16 protein-coding genes and 1 tRNA gene are annotated in these 17458 nt (G+C 72.3%); 6 read left to right on the forward strand and 11 right to left on the reverse strand.

The annotated features are described in order from the left end of the window. Nucleotides 1-7: 7 nt before the first annotated feature. Both DEJ20_RS15845 and nadE read right to left on the reverse strand, forming a co-directional pair. Nucleotides 8-1465, reverse strand: a complete 1458-nt coding sequence (locus tag DEJ20_RS15845; RefSeq protein ID WP_111235708.1) for an SPFH domain-containing protein — start codon at nt 1463-1465, stop codon at nt 8-10. A 175-nt stretch (nt 1466-1640) separates the two neighbouring features. Then, on the reverse strand, nt 1641-2468 hold the full coding sequence (nadE, locus tag DEJ20_RS15850) for an NAD(+) synthase (protein WP_111235745.1): 828 nt from the start codon (nt 2466-2468) through the stop codon (nt 1641-1643). Between the two features lie 454 nt (nt 2469-2922). Between nadE and DEJ20_RS15855 the strand changes: the two genes are divergently transcribed. After that, on the forward strand, nt 2923-3360 hold the full coding sequence (locus DEJ20_RS15855; RefSeq protein ID WP_111235707.1) for a MarR family winged helix-turn-helix transcriptional regulator: 438 nt from the start codon (nt 2923-2925) through the stop codon (nt 3358-3360). Nucleotides 3361-3619: 259 nt separating this feature from the next. After that, the gene (locus DEJ20_RS15860; protein WP_111235706.1) at nt 3620-5047 is read left to right on the forward strand and encodes an MATE family efflux transporter; all 1428 of its coding nucleotides are present in this window, start codon (nt 3620-3622) and stop codon (nt 5045-5047) included. A 157-nt stretch (nt 5048-5204) separates the two neighbouring features. On the opposite strand, the gene DEJ20_RS15865 is transcribed toward DEJ20_RS15860, so the two are convergent. Further along, a complete protein-coding gene (locus tag DEJ20_RS15865; RefSeq protein ID WP_111235705.1) occupies nt 5205-5831 on the reverse strand; it encodes a copper resistance CopC family protein in 627 nt (208 codons plus the stop codon). Between the two features lie 41 nt (nt 5832-5872). After that, nucleotides 5873-6073: a hypothetical protein gene (locus tag DEJ20_RS15870; protein ID WP_111235704.1), complete on the reverse strand. Its 201-nt coding sequence runs from the start codon at nt 6071-6073 to the stop codon at nt 5873-5875. A 190-nt stretch (nt 6074-6263) separates the two neighbouring features. Between DEJ20_RS15870 and DEJ20_RS15875 the strand changes: the two genes are divergently transcribed. Next, the gene (locus tag DEJ20_RS15875; protein WP_111235703.1) at nt 6264-6977 is read left to right on the forward strand and encodes an alpha/beta hydrolase; all 714 of its coding nucleotides are present in this window, start codon (nt 6264-6266) and stop codon (nt 6975-6977) included. Between the two features lie 91 nt (nt 6978-7068). Here the strand turns inward: DEJ20_RS15875 and argG are convergent, their stop codons facing one another. The 4 genes from argG to DEJ20_RS15895 form a co-directional block, all read right to left on the reverse strand. Continuing rightward, nucleotides 7069-8511: an argininosuccinate synthase gene (gene argG / locus DEJ20_RS15880; RefSeq protein WP_042540079.1), complete on the reverse strand. Its 1443-nt coding sequence runs from the start codon at nt 8509-8511 to the stop codon at nt 7069-7071. A 165-nt stretch (nt 8512-8676) separates the two neighbouring features. After that, nucleotides 8677-8751, reverse strand: a tRNA-Arg gene (locus DEJ20_RS15885). A 13-nt stretch (nt 8752-8764) separates the two neighbouring features. Then, entirely contained in the window at nt 8765-9868 is a 1104-nt protein-coding gene (locus tag DEJ20_RS15890) for an epoxide hydrolase family protein (protein ID WP_111235702.1), read from the reverse strand. Between the two features lie 66 nt (nt 9869-9934). Beyond that, nucleotides 9935-10660: a GntR family transcriptional regulator gene (locus DEJ20_RS15895; protein ID WP_220035002.1), complete on the reverse strand. Its 726-nt coding sequence runs from the start codon at nt 10658-10660 to the stop codon at nt 9935-9937. A 176-nt stretch (nt 10661-10836) separates the two neighbouring features. Here DEJ20_RS15895 and DEJ20_RS15900 point away from each other — a divergent pair, with 176 nt between their 5' ends. Genes DEJ20_RS15900 through DEJ20_RS15910 form a run of 3 tightly spaced genes read left to right on the forward strand, consistent with a single transcriptional unit; the run spans nt 10837 to nt 13713 of the window. Further along, on the forward strand, nt 10837-11532 hold the full coding sequence (locus DEJ20_RS15900; protein WP_111235700.1) for an HAD family hydrolase: 696 nt from the start codon (nt 10837-10839) through the stop codon (nt 11530-11532). Continuing rightward, nucleotides 11529-12596, forward strand: coding sequence for an alcohol dehydrogenase catalytic domain-containing protein (locus tag DEJ20_RS15905; RefSeq protein ID WP_111235699.1), 1068 nt, complete (start codon nt 11529-11531; stop codon nt 12594-12596). The genes DEJ20_RS15900 and DEJ20_RS15905 overlap by 4 nt, the downstream gene beginning before the upstream one ends. 7 nt (nt 12597-12603) lie before the next feature. Further along, complete coding sequence (locus DEJ20_RS15910; RefSeq protein ID WP_111235698.1) at nt 12604-13713, forward strand: alpha-D-ribose 1-methylphosphonate 5-triphosphate diphosphatase; 1110 nt, start codon at nt 12604-12606, stop codon at nt 13711-13713. A 48-nt stretch (nt 13714-13761) separates the two neighbouring features. Here DEJ20_RS15910 and DEJ20_RS15915 read toward each other — a convergent pair whose 3' ends face one another. The 3 genes from DEJ20_RS15915 to phnC are packed head-to-tail and all read right to left on the reverse strand — an operon-like array spanning nt 13762 to nt 17437. After that, nucleotides 13762-14862 (reverse strand): TIGR03364 family FAD-dependent oxidoreductase, encoded by a 1101-nt coding sequence (locus DEJ20_RS15915; RefSeq protein ID WP_111235697.1) that lies wholly within the window; start codon nt 14860-14862, stop codon nt 13762-13764. Beyond that, the gene (locus DEJ20_RS15920) at nt 14859-16604 is read right to left on the reverse strand and encodes a PhnE/PtxC family ABC transporter permease (RefSeq protein WP_111235696.1); all 1746 of its coding nucleotides are present in this window, start codon (nt 16602-16604) and stop codon (nt 14859-14861) included. The genes DEJ20_RS15915 and DEJ20_RS15920 overlap by 4 nt, the downstream gene beginning before the upstream one ends. Beyond that, nucleotides 16601-17437 (reverse strand): phosphonate ABC transporter ATP-binding protein, encoded by an 837-nt coding sequence (gene phnC / locus DEJ20_RS15925; RefSeq protein ID WP_111235695.1) that lies wholly within the window; start codon nt 17435-17437, stop codon nt 16601-16603. Before phnC ends, DEJ20_RS15920 begins: the two co-directional genes overlap by 4 nt. Between the last annotated feature and the right edge of the window lie 21 nt (nt 17438-17458).

Raw genomic sequence — 17458 nt, forward strand, 5'->3', positions numbered from 1 at the left:
CGCTCGGCTACTCGGCCGGCTCGACCTGTGGCACCGACTGCTCGCGCACGACGGCACGGGCAGCCGCCTGACCCGTCGTGGTGCTCTTCACGATGTCGCTCAGGGTGAACCCGGCGGTGGCACCGAGCAGCGCATCGACCTCGCTGAACTGACTCACGACGCTCTTCGACAGCGCACCGGCACCGTCGGAGGACACCACGGTGAGCGTGTCGATGTTGCTCATCGGAGCAGCGAGTTCGCGGGCGATGCTCGGCAGCGTCTCGATGGCCTTGACCCGCAGGACGGCCTCGGAGTGCTGCGCGAGCGCGTCGGCCTGCGCCTTGGTCGCATCGGCCTCGGCCTGACCCTTCGCACGGATCGCGTCGGCGGCGGCTTCACCCTCGGCGCGTGAGGCGTCGGCGGCGAGCTTGCGGGCGTCCGCTTCGGCCTTCGCCTCCGCCGCGACGGCCTCGGCGGAGATCCGGCGGGCCTCGGCCTGGGCGCGGGCGGTCTCGACCTGGGCCCCGGCAGCGGCTTCGGCCTCGACGCGGGTCTTGCGCGCCTGGGCCTCGGCGACCGCGGAGACTTCGGACTCGAGCTCGGCACGGCGCAGCTCGGCACGCTTCTGCGCGGTCAGCTGCTCCTGCTCGACGACGCCCTGCGCCGCACGGGCCTGGGCGAGCGGGCCGGCGGCAGCGGCTTCGGCGGACGCACGGTCGGCGTCGAGCTGCAGCGCGGCACGACGGATGGCCAGGGTGTTCTCGGCCTCGGCGATCGCCTGATCGGCGGTCGCGCGGGCCTCTCGAGCCTCACGGTCGGCCTGGGCCTCGGCGTTCTCGGCCTCGAGTCGCACGCGTGCACGTTCCGCACGGCCGAGGTCGCTGATGTACTCGTTGCGGTCCGAGATGCCCTTGATCTCGAACGAGTCGACGTCGAGCCCCTGGCTGTGCAGGGCGTCCTTTGCGACGTCGAGCACGGCGACGGTGAGCTGGTCGCGCTTGCGGATGATGGTCGACACGTCGGTCGCACCGATCGAGGCGCGGAGCGAACCGGACAGGACCTCGCGCGCGAAGTCGTCGATCTTCTTCTCCTGCCCGAGGAACCGCTGTGCGGCCGCCCGGATCGAGGCGTCGGTCTCGCCGACCTTGACGAGCGCGACGGCCTCGACGTCGATGGTGACACCGCGGGAGTCCTGCGCGTTGACGTTGATGTCGATCGCACGCGAGCTGAGCGACAGCTTCGCGACCTTCTCGAAGAAGGGGCGGACGAGCACGCCGGCGCCGAGCACGACCTTGATGCCGGACTCGACGGTCTCGGTGCCGTCGGCGTTCTTGACCTTGCGGGAGCGCTTGCCGGTGATGATGAGCGCTTCGTCGGCACCGGCGTTGCGGTACACGACCTTGGCGTAGATCAGCGCGATCACGGCGAGGACGATGATCCCCACGATGATCAGCGGGACGGCTCCGAGCGCGAACAGGACTTCCATGACTCCCCCTCCGGACCAGGCGCCAGCCTGGATTCCGCATCTGTTGTTCCGTTGGCTCCCATCCTAGGAGCGAACGCCGACAGCGGGGCCGCGCTGGGGAGGGTTGGGACAACAGACGGGAGGCGCGGTGCAGGATCACCTGCACCGCGCCTCCCGTCCGGGGTTGCGTCAGCGCCTACGCGCCCGCACGCCACCACTCGTCGAAGGGCGTCGCCGGCACCTGGCGCTTGTGCTCCGTCGCGCGGTAGCGCGACTCGATCGCCTCGGCGACCTCGACCGGCACGTCGTGTCCCTGCAGGTAGGCATCGATCTCGGCGTAGGTGAGTCCGAGGTTCGCCTCGTCGGTCTGCCCGGGCAGCTCGTCGAGCAGGTCGGCGGTGGGCGCCTTCTCGTACAGGCGGGCCGGTGCGCCGAGGTGCTCGAGCAGCTGCCGCCCCTGGCTCTTCGACAGCCCGGTGAGCGGGGTGAGGTCGACGCCGCCGTCGCCGTACTTGGTGAAGAAGCCCGTGACGGCCTCGGCCGCGTGGTCCGTGCCGACCACCAGCAGGCCGCGCTGCCCGGCGATCGCGTACTGGGAGACCATGCGCATGCGCGCCTTGACGTTGCCCTTCACGAAGTCGCTCAGCTCGACGCCCGAGGCCGCGGTGTCCTGCATGACCCCGTCGACCCCGTGCTCGATGTTCACGGTGATGCCCGGGTCGGCCGCGATGAACTGCAGGGCGAGCTGGGCGTCGTCCTCGTCGGCCTGCACGCGGTAGGGCATGCGGACGGTCGTGAACTCGGCCGGGTGCCCCTCGGCGCGGAGCGACTCGACCGCGAGCTGGGTCAGGCGGCCGGCCAGGGTGGAGTCCTGCCCGCCGCTGATGGCGAGGAGGTACCCCTTCGCCCCGGTCGTCAGCAGGTAGTCGCGCAGGAACCCGACACGACGGGCGACCTCCTGCTCCGGGTCGATGGTCGGCTGGACGTTGAGGTCCGCTGCGATGGCGGCTTGGAGTTCACGCACCACCCCAGTATCACGCCGATCCGGCTCCGTGGACCGGCAGGTTCCCGAAGACGTCGATCGGATCGACCGGGAGGTCCCGGGGCGGTGGTGACCCGATCACCACCGCCCCGGGGATCCGCGACGACCCGAACGCGTCGCGGACCCGGTGAGGCGGACGCCGGTACCCGCCGGCGTCCGTCCTGGTCAGGCGCGACGAACTCGTCGCGCCGGGATCGCGGTGGGTGGTCCGTGGTGTGGCACGATGCGTCCTCCTCCGACGGGGGGCCGCCGCTGATCCGCCCCCGGTGGTGAGCCGAGGGATGTGAGGGCCCGTCGAACGGGCCGGAGGCGGCTGGTGAGGCCGCTTCCTGTGCAAGTTACCAGGATCCGCGCTGCACTCGATGCCCCCGTTGTGGGGGCAGGACCCAGCCCGGCATCGTTGACAGTTCGATGGCTAACAGTTAGAGTCCTCATCATGCAGGCACCGGACTTCACGACACCGCTCCAGCTCATGCGGTGGATCGGATGGGCACAGCGCAAGGGCGCCGAGGAGTGGGTCCGTGAGCGCGACCTCACCCACGAGCAGTCCTTCGTGCTCGGGTACCTGCAGGAACACCCCGGCGCCATCCAGCGGGACATCGCCGAGGCCACCCGGACCAGCGCGGCCAGCGTCTCGAGTCTCCTGCAGGGGCTCGAGCGGCGTGGCCTGATCGAACGACGACCGGACGCCACGAACGGGCGGACGAAGACGGTGCACGCCACCCAGGCGGGTATCGACCTCATCGCCGGGTTCACCGACGCGATGGTCACCCTCGACGACTCCCTGCTCGCACCGCTCGACGCGGACGAACGCGCCACCCTGCGGCGACTGCTGCAGAAGGTGACCGCGGAACTCGCGCCGCCGACCCGCTAGCCGCACCACCGCACCACCGCACAACCAGCACAACCCGCACCAGCGCACCCGCGCCACCGCACCGACCCGCTCCACGCACCACGCACCACGCGCCTCCCGGCCGGATCCGCCGGCGCGCCCTCGCGACACCGCGACCCGCGATCCCGCGCCTTCTCGATCCCGCGATCCCGCGACCGCGCGACCCCATCGGTCGCGTGCTCCCCCCTGCCGTGCCGGCGTCCGTCGGCGCGCCCACCGTCATGCCCGGAAGGGAACCGTCATGTCCTCCACCACCACCGCTGCGGCGACGAACCGCTGGTACCTCTCCGCTGCCCCGATCGCCCGAGCCCTGGTGCACCTGTGCGTGCCGATGGCCGCCGCGATGGTCGTCAGCGCCCTGTACAACGTCATCAACGCGGGCTTCATCGGCGCCCAGCACGACACGTCCCTGCTCGCCGCGATCACCTTCGGCACACCGCTGCTCGGCCTCGTGATGGCCGTGGGCGGGGTGTTCGGCGTCGGCGGCAGCGCGTTGATGTCCCGGTTGCTCGGCGCATCGGAACACGACCCCGACAAGGCGCGGGACATCAAGCACGTCGCCTCGTTCGCCCTGTGGGGAGCCGTCGTCACCGGAGCGGTGCTCGGCGTCGTCGGTCTCCTGCTGCTCCGCCCGCTCGTCGCCGTCCTCGGCGCCGACGCGGCAGCGGTCCCCGCCACGAGCGAGTACGTCGCCGTGATGCTCGCGTTCGTCCCCGTCCTCGCCGCGTCCTTCGCACTCGAGCAGATCGTCCGTTCCGAGGGTGCCGCGCGGCAGGCGATGATCGGCCTGGTCCTGTCCACGGTCGGCAACCTGGTGTTCGACGTCCTGTTCATCCTGGGGCTGCACTGGGGTGTCGGCGGCGCCGCACTCGCGGTGGGCCTGGCCAACGTGGTCTCGATCGCCTACTGGGTGACCTGGCTGCAGCGGAACAGCGAGAACGTCAGCTTCGCGCCGAAGTGGTTCACCCTGCGTGCGGACATCCTGAAGCCCGTGTTCGGCATCGGCGTCGGCGAGCTGCTGCAGTCCGCGTTCCTCATCGTCACGACACTCGTCCTCAACAACCTCGCCGCCGCCTACGGAGACGACCCGCTGGCAGCGATGGGCGTCGCGGTCCGCATCGCCCAGGTGCCGGAGTTCCTGGTGATGGGCGTGACGATCGGCGTGCTGCCGCTGCTGGCCTACGCGTTCGGCGCGGGTGACGCAGCTCGACTGCGTTCCGGCCTGCGCGCCGCGGCCCTGACCGTCGGCGGCATCGTGTTGGTCTTCTCCGGCACCGTGTTCGTGTTCCGCGAGCAGGTCTTCACGATCTTCTCCGGTGACCACTCGGTGCTCGCGATCGGCATGACGATCCTGACGGCACAGCTCGTCGCCGCCGTCGTCAACGGGTTCACGGGGCTGCTCACCTCGCTGTTCCAGGCGACCGGGATGGTCATGCCCGCGATGGTGCTGTCGATGGCGCAGGGCGTGCTGTTCATCCCGATCGTGATCGCCGGCAACGTGTGGTTCGGGCTCGCCGGGATCATCTGGGCACTCACCGTCACCGAGGGCATCGTGTTCGTCGCCGCGGTCGTCCTCTGGCTGGCGACACGGGGGCGCATCACCCGAGGCCTGGCCGAGGGCAGCGCGGCACGCGCCGACGCCGCGCTGGAGGCCGCCCCCGTGGCGTGAGGCGTCGCCTCCGGCGTCACGCACCACGTGCGGACGGGAGGCCCGGTGCCGGTCCGGCACCGGGCCTCCAGTCCGTTGCGTGGTCGGGTGACGTGCGCCGCGTGCGCTTGGTGAGCAGGAACGGTCGGGTGCGCGCGGGCGACCCGACCTGTTCTGCTCACGAAGTGGGCTGGCGCCGCCCGCGCTCGGTGCTGCGGCCGCGCCGCAGCAGCAGCACGACGACCGCGCCGGCCACCAGGACGGCTCCGGCGCCGAGGCCGATCCACACGCCCGGCGCGATGCCCGGCGACGAGGGCGGAGCACCGTCCGAGGCTCCGGTGGCCGTCGCGGTGGCACTCAAGGTGGGAGCGGTGCTCGCCGTCGGGGTCGGGGTGACGCTCGCGCTCGGGGTCGACACGGGCGCTGCGGCCCGATACTCGAACGCGAGCGTGCCCTCGATCGGGTGGCCGTCCGGCGACACGTACCGCCAGAGCACCGTGTAGCGGCCCTGGTCGAGGTCGACCGCGCGGCGCATGGTCGTCCCGGAGACCGTCACGTCACCCGTGGCGACCTCGGTGTCGGAAGCGTCCGTCACCTGGATGCGGAGTCCGGCGTCGAGGCCGGCGAGCGGCGCCTCGGAGAAGGTCAGGTCGACGGACCCGAGCGGTTCGGTGACGACCGCCCCGTCCGCCGGGGTACTGCTGGTGAGGGCCGAGTGGGCCGACGCGGGCTGGACACCGACGAGCGTCAGCAGTCCCGCCGCGACGATCGCCAGTGCCGCCGCCGTGGTTCGGGCTGTGCGCATGCGCAGACTCTACCGACGGTCGAGCGGCAGCCCGCTGGGGGTCAGAGCTGCTCGCCGAGGAAGTCCGCGTAGGTGGGTTCGTAGCGCGTTTCACTGACGCTGACGAGCTGGTGGCCGGTTCCTTCGAGGCGTTCGGCGACGAGGGCGGCGAGGTCCTCGGGCGAACGGAGGCCGTGGCGGTGCCAGGCGTTCTGCATGGTGGCGGTCATGACGACCAGCCCTTCGTTCGAGATGATGCGCATCTCGGATCCGACCGGGTCGACCCGCTGTGCCAGACCCCACAGATCGTGAGGAGCATCGTGACGACGAGTCCCTGATGTCTGACCCGGTACCGCAACGATACGGTCGGGCCGGATCGCCGTCGAGGCGGATGCGCTTCGCGGCTGACGGACGCGACGGACCGGCGAGGCGGGTGCGCTGTAGCGTCGGCGCATGGAGATCCTCTTCGTCCACGGCGCGCTCGTCCGCGACGGCGACTGGTGGTGGCAGCCCACCGCCGACCTGCTGTTCGAACGCACCGGTGTCCGCAGTCGATCGGTGGCACTGCCGTCCTGCGGCGAGGGCCCCTCCGGCCGCCCCGAAGGCGGTCTCGTCGAGGACGCGGCAGCGCTTCGGGCCGCGCTCGACCGCAGCGACGGCGCGATCGTCGTCGGGCACTCGTACGGCGGAACGGTCATGGCCGAGGCCGGCCAGCACGATGCCGTCGAGCACCTGGTCTTTGCATCGTCCTACTTGCCCGACGTCGGAGCGGCCCAAGCCGGGATCATGTCGGACGAGCCCGACCCGGTGGCGATCGGTGATGCCGGGGACGGAGCCCTGGCAGTGGTCGGGTACGACGCCTCGTCGTTCGGCGCGCGGTTCCTGCAGGATGCCGACCCGGAGGTGCAGCGAGCTGCGTGGGACCGCGTCACCGCACAGTCCGCTGCCGCGTTCGTCACGCCGACGACCGCCGCGGGCTGGCAGGGCGTCGACTCCACCTACCTGGTCTGCACGGAGGACCGGAGCACCACCGTCGGCCTCCAGCGAGCGCACGCGGCACGGGCGACGCGGAGCGTCGACGTCCCCACCGGGCACCATCCGTTCGTCACCCGACCCGACCTGGTCGTCGAGCAGCTCGAGCTGCTGCTCGGGAGCACCGCGGCTTGAGACGTCACGACGACGGACGGGAGGCCCGGTGCCAGCTGGCACCGGGCCTCCCGTCATCAGGGGGTCGCGCCCAGGGCGCGGGTCCGCTCGATCAGTCGGTGCCGGAGTCGAAGGCTGCGCCCTCGGAGGCGAGGTCCGTCCGACGACCCATCGCGTCCTCGGCGTCGGAGGCGACGATCGCGCCGCCGAGGATCTCCTCGGCCTCGCCCGCCTCGAGCTCGCCGACGAGCTCGGCCGTCGCGCCACCGATGAGGCCGGCGGCGGCGTACTGCTCGAGCCGCGAACGGGAGTCCGCGATGTCGAGGTTGCGCATGGTGAGCTGGCCGATGCGGTCGTCCGGGCCGAAGGCTGCGTCGCCGACGCGCTCCATCGACAGCTTGTCCGGGTGGTACGACAGCGCCGGACCCGTGGTGTCGAGGATCGTGTAGTCGTCGCCGCGACGCAGGCGCAGCGTGACCTCGCCGGTGACGGCGGAGGCGACCCAGCGCTGCAGCGACTCGCGGAGCATGAGGGACTGCGGGTCGAGCCAACGGCCCTCGTACATCAGGCGACCGAGACGACGGCCCTCGTTGTGGTACGAGGCGACCGTGTCCTCGTTGTGGATCGCGTTGAGCAGGCGCTCGTAGGCGATGTGCAGCAGCGCCATGCCCGGAGCCTCGTAGATGCCGCGGCTCTTCGCCTCGATGATGCGGTTCTCGATCTGGTCGGACGCACCCAGGCCATGGCGGCCACCGATGGCGTTCGCCTCGTAGACCAGCGCGACCGCGTCGGTGTACTCGACGCCGTTGATCGCAACGGGGCGACCGGCTTCGAAGCGGACGCTGACGATCTCGGTCGCGACCTCGACGTCGTCACGCCAGGCGGCGACACCCATGATCGGCTCGACGATGTCCAGGCCGCTCGACAGCTCTTCGAGGCTCTTCGCCTCGTGCGTCGCACCCCAGATGTTCGCGTCGGTCGAGTACGCCTTCTCGGTGGAGTCGCGGTACGGGAACCCGCGGGCGACGAGCCACTCGCTCATCTCCTTGCGGCCGCCGAGCTCCTCGACGAACTCGGAGTCGAGCCACGGCTTGTAGACCCGCAGACGCGGGTTGGCCATCAGGCCGTAGCGGTAGAACCGCTCGATGTCGTTGCCCTTGTAGGTGGAGCCGTCGCCCCAGATGTCGACGCCGTCTTCCTTCATCGCGCGGACGAGCATCGTGCCCGTCACCGCGCGGCCGAGCGGCGTCGTGTTGAAGTACGTCTTGCCACCGGAGCGGATGTGGAACGCGCCGGTCTGCAGAGCGACCAGGCCTTCTTCGACCAGGGCGCTTTTCGCGTCGACCAGTCGGGCGATCTCGGCGCCGTACTCGTGGGCGCGGCTCGGGACGGCGTCGATGTCCGGCTCGTCGTACTGGCCGATGTCGGCCGTGTACGTGCAGGGGATCGCTCCCTTCTCGCGCATCCAGGCAACGGCGCAGGAGGTGTCGAGACCCCCTGAGAACGCGATGCCGACTCGTTCGCCGACGGGGAGACTGCTCAGGACCTTGGACACGGGGTCAATCGTACGGGGCCAGCGGGCTCGACTACCGTCCGGGGCGACGGTTGTGGAGAACTGAGCTGCAAAGTGCCGGTGGAGGGCACTGCAGGGACTCGAACCCCTTCGACCTGCTGGTGCCCCTGGACGGCACTGCAGGGACTCGAACCCCCTTCGACCTGCTGGTGCCCCTGGAGGGACTCGAACCCCCAACCGTTTCCTTAGGACGGAACTGCTCTTCCATTGAGCTACAGAGGCTGGCCCGTCCACTCTAGCGGCGGAAGCCCTGCAGGAACGCGTGCAGTTCGTCGACGAACAGGTCGGGCTGCTCGAACGGCGCGAAGTGCCCGCCGCGGTCGAGTTCGTGGTGGAACACGAGGTTCGTGGTGCGCTCGAGCCACTCGCGCGGCGCCCGCACGATGTCGCCGGGGAAGATCGAGAACCCGGACGGCACCTCGACCCGTCGCTCCAGCTGGTCCGCCGGGATCGCCGCGTTCGCGTGGTACATCCGCATCGCCGACCCGATCGTGGCGGTGGCCCAGTACTCGGTGAGCAGCGCCAGGACCTCGTCGCGCGTGTAGACCGACCACGGGTCCCCGTCGCAGTCGCTCCACGCCCGGAGCTTCTCGACGATCCAGGCGGCGAGACCCGCGGGCGAGTCGTTCAGCCCGACGGCGGCGGTCTGCGGCTTCGTGCGGTGCAGCATCGCGTAGGCGCCCTCGGCGGTGCGCCACCGATCGGTCGCGGCGACGAACTCCCGCTCGGCGGCGGACAACGTCGACGGGTCGAGGCCCGGCCAGGCGAGCCCGCCGTCGATGCGGTGCACGGCGACGACCCGGTCGGGGTGGTCGAGCGCCAGGTAGCGGGCGACGTGCGTGCCGATGTCGCCGCCCGACACCGCGAACCGTTCGTACCCGAGGTCCGTCATCAGCGTCGCCCACATGCCGGCCACCTGCCGGGCGTCGAGCACCTGCGGCGGCGCATCGGAGAAGCCGTACCCGGGCATGTCCGGCACGACGACGTCGTACCCGGCGTCGACGAGCATCGGCAGCACCTTGCGGTACCGCCAACCGGAGTCCGGCCAGCCGTGCGCGAGCAGGACCGGCAGGGCGTCGGGCCGCGGAGCGCGGACGTGCAGGACGTGGATGCCGATGCCGTCCACGACGACACGGCGCGAGGGCAGCGCGGCGAGCTCGGCACGGTGCGCGTCGAAGTCGAAACCGTCGGCCCAGTACTCGACCAGCGGGCGCAGGACGTCGAGGTCCGCGCCGAGCGACCAGCCGACCCCGGCGGGCGCGTCCGGCCAGCGCGTGGCACGCAGCCGAGCGCGCAGGTCGTCGATGGTCGCGTCGTCGATGTGCGGTGTCTCGCCCATGCCGGCGACGCTAGTCAGCGCCACCAACGAACGGAAGAAGCCAGACGAACGGAAGGCCCCGGCCGATCAGGTCAGCGGTGTGTCCCGACCGGCCTCGAACAGCACCCGGATGGCGTCCGCCCGGATCCACCGTTCGCTCAGGCAGAGCGGTCGCTCGTCGTCGCGGTCCGACGTCAGGCTCTCGATGAACCAGCCGAGCGTGACCTCGTCGAGGTCCAGGTGCCGGGCGACGTCCTCGGACACCACGTCGGCGGTCGCACGGACCCATCGGCGGTGCGGCGTGGATCGTCCCACCTGCCGGAGCACCTCGTACAGCGAGTCACTGACCTGCAGCGCCTCGGCGAGCTCGGGCACGATCGCCGGCGGCACCCACTCCACGCCCCACGCAGCTGGCAGCCCGTCGACCAGTGAGCGCCGGGTCAGGCGGTGTACGGGCGCTCCAGGTTGCAGGTCGAGGGACTCGGCGATGCGCGGCGGGACGGGGACGAGTGCACACGACAGCGTCACACTCGACGGCTTGCCACCGGCGGCGCGGACGGTGTGGCTCCACGACGGTGCCGCCCGCGAACCGATCAGGTAGTCGATGCGGCGTGCGACGAAGCTGCCGACGCCCTTCACCCGACGGATGCGGTTGCGCCGCTGCAGGTGCTGCAGCGCTGCCCGGGCGGCGGACCGCCCGACGCCGAACCGCGCCGCCAGCTCCGCCTCGCTGGCCACCCGCGAGCCGATCGGCAGATCGGCCAGCTCGCCCTCCAGGGCGGCGGCGATGTCGAGGTATCGGGTCTCCGGCACGCTCGGACTGTAGCCGGTCCCCCTGGCGGACCGCATGCCTGTCCGGACAGGCCGTGACGAGCCTCCCGGCGTCGTTCACCTGGCGGACACCTGCGCACCGTCTGCCCGCCACGGCGCACTCCGACGCTGGTCGGACCGCGCCGGTCCCGGCGTGACGGCACGAACCCAGGAGTCCCATGATCTCGCTCGTCTGCCTCGACATGGCAGGAACCACCGTCGACGACGGTGGCGTCGTCCTCGACGCCTTCCGCACCGCGCTCACCGACGTCGGCCTCGAGCACGGGAGCTCCGAGCACGACCGCGCGGTGCAGTACGCGGTCGACACCATGGGCCAGTCGAAGATCGCCGTGTTCACGGCGCTCTTCGACGGGGACGGCGTCCGCGCCGAGGCGGCCAACACCGCGTTCGAGCGCGCGTACGGCCGGACCCTCGACCGCGGCGTGCGGCCGGTGGACGGCGCCGTCGAGACGCTCGTCGCACTCCGCGCAGCGGGGCGACGGATCGCGCTGACCACCGGGTTCTCGCCCGCGACGCGCGACGCGGTGCTCGACCTGCTCGGCTGGTGGCCGCTGATCGACCTCGCGCTCTCACCCGCCGACGCCGGCCGCGGGCGCCCGTACCCGGACATGGTGCTCGCCGCCGTGCTCCGGACCGGCACCGACGACGTCCGTGACGTGGCGGTCGTCGGGGACACCGTCGCCGACCTGCTCACGGGACACCGCGCCGGTGCCTCCGTCGTGGCGGGCGTGCGGACCGGGACACACCAGGACGCCGACTTCGCGACCGTCCAGCACACCCACGTCCTCGACTCGGTCACCGAGGTGCCGTCGGTGCTCGCCGAAGTCGAGGACGCCGCCCGGGTCCTGGCGTGACGCCGGTGCGCGCCGACGCCCGGTACGCCCTGTGGCACGGCGTCGGTGCCCCGGTCACCGTCGAGTCGCTGCCGTCGACGACGTTGCCGGACGGCGGTGTGCTCGTCGAGGTCGAGCTGGCCACCGTGTGCGGCAGCGACCTGCACACCGCGCTCGGCCACCGTCCGGGTCCGACGCCGAGTGTCCTCGGCCACGAACAGGTCGGCCGCGTCGTCGCGGTCGACGCCGTTCCGCCGACCACCGTCCAGGGACAGCCGGTCCGGGTCGGTGACCGCGTCGTGTGGTCGGTCGCCGCGTCGTGCGGCGACTGCGACCGGTGCGCTGCGGGCATCCCGCAGAAGTGCCGCTCCCTGCGGAAGTACGGCCACGAGGCCGTCACGGCGGACTGGACCCTGAACGGCGGCTTCGCCACGCACTGCGTCCTGCTCCCCGGCACGGCGATCGCGGTCGTCCCCGCGCACGTGCCGGCGGCCGTCGCCGCGCCGGCGGCCTGCGCCACGGCGACCGTGGCCGCGGCACTCGACGCGGTGCACCGACCGCTCGACGGCGCACGGGTCCTGGTCACCGGTGCCGGCATGCTCGGGATCACCGCCGTCGCGATGGCCGTCGACGCGGGTGCCACCGTGACCGTCTCCGACCCGAACGCCGGGCGACGTGCCCGAGCGGTCTGCTTCGGCGCGGCGCGGGCCGTCGCCCCGGGTGACGCGATCGGGTCCTTCGACGTCGCGGTCGAGCTGTCCGGCCACCCCGATGCGGTCGAGGCGGCGGTGGACTCCCTCGACGTCGACGGTGTCGCCGTGCTCGTCGGCGCGGTCTCGACGAGCCGTCCGGTGACCATCGACCCGGAGCAGATCGTGCGGCGGCTGAACCGGATCGTCGGGGTCCACAACTACGCGCCCCGTCACCTCGCGACCGCGGTGGCCTTCCTCGCGCGCAGCGAGCTGCCCTTCGCGGACCTGGTCGAGCGGCCGGTCGGCCTCGACGCGGTCGGGCACGCCGTCACGACACTGCCGTCGGACGGGTTCCTGCGCCGCGGGGTCGCCCCCGCGGTCGCCGTGGTGTGATGGCTGCGTGACGACCTTCACCGCTGCCCGTGTCCACCGGGGCGACGGCGGGACGCCGGGTTCGTCCTTCGCCGTGCGCGACGGCGTCGTCGTTGAGGCGTCGGACGGACCGGTGGTCGACCTCGGCGACGTCGACGTCCTGCCGGGTCTGGTCGACCTGCACGCCGACTCGCTGTCCCGCTTCGAGCAGCCGCGCCCCGGCGTCCCGGTGCCGCTCGGGCACGCGCTCGAGTCCTTCGCCGCCGACGCCCTGCTCGCCGGCGTGACGACCGCCCTGCTGTGCTGCTCGGTGGAGCACGCGACGGCTCCGGCGCGCAGCGCCGAGCACGCCGCCGCCGTCCTCGACGCGGTCGCCGCGTCCGACCTGCCGGTCGACGTCCGCGTGCACCTGCGCGTCGACGTCACCCACGACGACGCCGTGGCGGCAGCCGGGAGGCTCGTGGCGGCGCATCCGGATCGGGTCACCCTGGTCTCGTACATGGACCACACCCCCGGACGCGGCCAGTACTCGACCGTCGCCGCCTGGAGACGGGCCTACCGCGCGCTCGACCGCGCCGACGACGAGGTGCTCGACGCCCGCCTTGCGGCGTTCCACGCCGGTGCCGAGGGCATCGGCCGCCGACGAGCGGCCGTCGCCGAACTCGCGAACCGGGCCGGTGTCGTCGTCGCAGCACACGACGACGAGACACCCGAAGCCGTCCTCGAGGCCCGGCGGCTCGGCGCCCGGATCTCGGAGTTCCCGGTCAGCGAGCGCGCTGCGGCCGCGGCGATCGACGCCGGGCTCGGGGTCGTCGTCGGTGCCCCGAACCTCTGGCGGGGCGGGTCGCACGGCTCCGGGCTGTCCGCTCGCGCGGCGATCGCGGCCGGTCGGGCCGACGTGGTGGCGTCGGACTACCAGCTCGGGTCGCTGCTGCCGGGGCTGCGAGCGGCCGCCACCGCCGGAGTCGCACCGTTCGCCGAGCTCGTCGCGACGGTCACCCGGAACCCCGCGGAACACGTCGGGCTTCCGGACCGGGGGCTCCTCGCACCGGGTCGCCGTGCGGACTTCGTCGCCGTGCGCGAGGACCGTGTGGTCGGTGTCTGGCGCGACGGCCGGCAGCGGCTGTTCCGCGACTGACGGTCGCCCCTGCCGAAGGCCACCGGGGTCAGCCGAGGACCACCGGGGTCAGCCGAGGACCGTCGGCGCGATGCCGAGGCCGGTCGTCATACCGATGCCCGTGGTGACCGTCACGACGTCGACGCCCGGGACCGGCTGGTCGATGAGGAACTCCCGCCCCGGGGCCGAGGCGTAGACGCCCTGCCACCGGTCGACCACGGAGACCGGCGCACCGAACAGCCGCTCGGTCTCGGTGACGAGCAGCCGGAAGCCGTCCTCGTCCTGGAACGGCGGCGCATCGACCCCGCGCTCGTGGGTGTCCCCGACGATGACACTGCCGTCCGGCGGTGACGTGTACATCTGGTTGAGGTCCCAGCGGATCCCCTCGGGCAGGTCGGCGGCGAGCCGGTCCCGCAGGGCATTCGCTCCGGGCATCGCGGCGAACCCCGAGTAGCGCAGCAGCGACCACCCGGTCAGCAGCGGCGTGGCGAGCGGGAAGGCGAGCGGGATCGTCGCACGCAGCATGTGGAGCCGGCAGCGGACCAGACCGATCGACTCGGCGAGCTCCGGGAAGAGCTGGTCGAGGTCGTGGTTGGTGCAGACGACGATCCGGGTCCCCTCCACGACGCCACGACCGGTGCGGACGGCGCCGGTGGTGACCTCGAGCGCAGGGGTGCGCCAGTGGAAGGTGACCCCGTGCCCGGCGAGCCAGCGCGCGATCGCGGGTGCCGCCTCCCGGGGGTCGACCTGCAGGTCGTGCGCGAGGTGCGCGCCGCCGAGGGCCGTAGTGGGATCGACCGGCACCGCCGCGGCGATCTCGGCGGCGTCGGCCAGCCGCAGGTCCGCGCCGGAGTCGCGGTACTCCTCGAGCACCGCCAGCTCCTCGGGACGACGGGCGACGACGTGCGCACCGCGTTCGCGCGCCGTGAACCCGGCGAGCTGCGCGAGTGCGAGCCAGCGGCGGCGTGCCTCCTGCGCGTACCCGGCCGCCTCCCCGGTCTGCGGGGTGACGCAGGCGTGACCGAAGTTCCGGACACTCGCACCGACGACCGCGGCCGCACGGTCGACCACCGCGACGCGGGCGCCCTGCCGGAGTGCCTCGTAGGCCATGCCGAGCCCGACGATGCCCGCGCCGACCACGACGACGTCGTACCGTTCCGTCGCGCTCACCGGAACACCCGCCGCAGCCACATGGCCAGGCCCTCGGTGACGAGCACCGTGACCAGGATGAGCAGGACGATCGCGGTGACGGACGCGTAGTTCGATCCCTGCGCTGCATTGAGGAGGTAGTAGCCGATGCCACCACCTCCGACGATGCCGAGGATCGTCGCCGCACGGATGTTCGTGTCGAGCAGGTAGAAGGTGTGCCCGACCATCGCGCGGAACCCCTGCGGCACCGTCGCCGAGGCGTAGCGCTGCAGGCGACCCGCGCCGGTGGCGGTGACTGCGCGCTCGGGCCCGGGAGCGACCTCCTCGAGCGAGTCCGCGATCAACTTGCCGAGGAGCCCGATGCCACCGAAGGCCAGGGCGAGGGTCCCCGCCTGCGCACCCAGCCCCGTCACGACGATGAGCACGACCGCGAGGATCGTCTCCGGGATCCCGCGGACGACGACGAGCAGCAGCCGCGCGCCGCCCCGGACCCCGCGCCCGGGAGCGACGTTGCGGGCGGCGAGGGACCCGATGACGAGCGAGAGCAGCAGCGCGAGGACGGTCGCGGCGAGGGCGATCGCGACGGTGTCGAACATCGCGCCGAACATGATGCCGGCGCCGTAGCTGCCGAAGGACGGCGGCCAGAACTGCACGGCGACGGCGGGGATCTTGCCCCACACGGTGACCAGGTCACCCCAGGCGATGTCGCAGACCACGACACTGCCGACGACGACGGCCAGGGCGACCCAGCACCAGATCGCGTGGCGGACCCGGACGGGGGTCCACGGGCGCCGGAGGGTCCCCTCGACCGTCGCGGCGACCGGTCGCCGCGTGGCCGGTGCGGCCTCGGCTCGCTGCCGGTCCCGCCGCCGCATCCACCGACGGGCAGCCGTGGCACCGATGCCGCGCCCGGACGGGGCCACGCCGAGCATGGCGGCGCGCACCGAGCTGGAGACGATCTCCATCAGGACGCACAGCCCGAAGATGACGATGGCGTACCCGATGCCGAGTGAGTAGTCGAGCGACTTGAACGCGAAGGACATCTCGCGGCCGAGGCCGACGATGCCGACGTACCCGAGGATGACCGACCCGCGCAGGTTGATGTCGTTGCGGTGCAGGATCGTCGCGACCCACGACGGCAGCACCTGCGGGAGCACCCCGGCGGTGAACTGCTGCGCACGGCTCCCCCCGGCTGCCCGGATCGCGTTGCGCGGCCCTTCGTCGATCTGCTCGATGGCGTCGGCGAAGAGCTTCGAGATCATCCCGACGGAGTGGATGCCGATCGCCAGGATCCCGGGCAGCGGACCGATCGTGAAGACCAGGACGAACACCATCGCGAGGACGACGTCCGGCACGGCCCGGGTCAGGACGCTGACGAACCGCGCGGCGGCCACCCACCCGCGGCCCGGGCTGGTGTTCGCTGCCGCCAGGTACGCGACGGGGACGCTCAGCGCGGCGGCGAGCAGGGTGCCGAGCAGGACGAGCCCGACGGTCAGCGCGGTCTGCTGCAGCAGCACCGGGGCGGCCGGGAACCGGACGGTGCCCACACGCTGGAAGAAGTGCTCGGCGTTCGACCACGACGCGATGATGTTCGGGATGGAGATGTCGACCCGCGCGACCGCGACGCACGCCAGCACGCCGAGGGCGACGAGGGTCAGCACCGCCGCGGTGCGCTCCGGCGAGACCCGGCGGCGGGGTGCCCGACGGGCCACGTCCTCGGCGAGCGCCGCCGCGGTTCCGGGTCGGGTGTCGAGCGTCGTCACGAGGTCCGCTCCCCCGCGTCGAGTGCGTGCAGCTCGGCCTCGATGGTGGCGAACTCGTCGGTGCTCGTCGCGACCTGCCCGTAGATCTCCATGACCTCCGCCTTACCGAGGCCGTCGGTCCTGGTGTCCAGCACGACCTCGCCGTGCCGGAGCCCGATGATCCGGTCCGCCCACGACAGGGCCAGGTCGACCTGATGCAGGCTGCAGAGCACCGTCAGGCCACGGTCGGCGGCGATCTCGCGGATGAGGCGCATGACCTGCCCGCTGGACTCCGGGTCGAGCGAGGCGACCGGTTCATCGGCCAGGAGCACCGTCGGGTCCTGCATGAGGGCGCGGGCGATCGCGACGCGCTGCTGCTGCCCGCCCGACAGGGTGTCGGCCCGCTGGTAGGCGCGGTCGAGCAGCCCGACGCGGTCGAGGTGCCCGAGTGCGGTGCGACGGAGGCCGCGCGGGTACGACCAGAGGCCGAGCCGCGGGCCGCGGAGGGTCGCGAGCGCTCCGGTGAGCACGTTCTCGAGGACGGTGAGCGCCGGCACGAGTTCGAACTGCTGGAACACGAACCCGACGCGACTCCGCAGCTCGCGCAGCCGACGCCCGGTCAGGCAGTGCACCTCGGTCCCGTCCACCCGGACACTGCCGGACGTCGGGAGCTCGAGCGCGTCGACGTGCCGGAGCAGGGTGCTCTTGCCGGAGCCCGACAGCCCGAGCAGCACGACGACCTCGCCCTGCCCGACGCGCAGCGACACGTCGCGCAACGCCGTCGTGTCGCCGAAGCGCTTCGTCAGGCCGGTGATCTCGACGGCCGGGGTACCGACCGGTGCGTGGTTCGTCATGGTGCTCCTCGGGCTGCCGTC

Source organism: Curtobacterium sp. MCSS17_005 (genome assembly GCF_003234225.2).
GTDB classification, from domain to species: domain Bacteria; phylum Actinomycetota; class Actinomycetes; order Actinomycetales; family Microbacteriaceae; genus Curtobacterium; species Curtobacterium flaccumfaciens.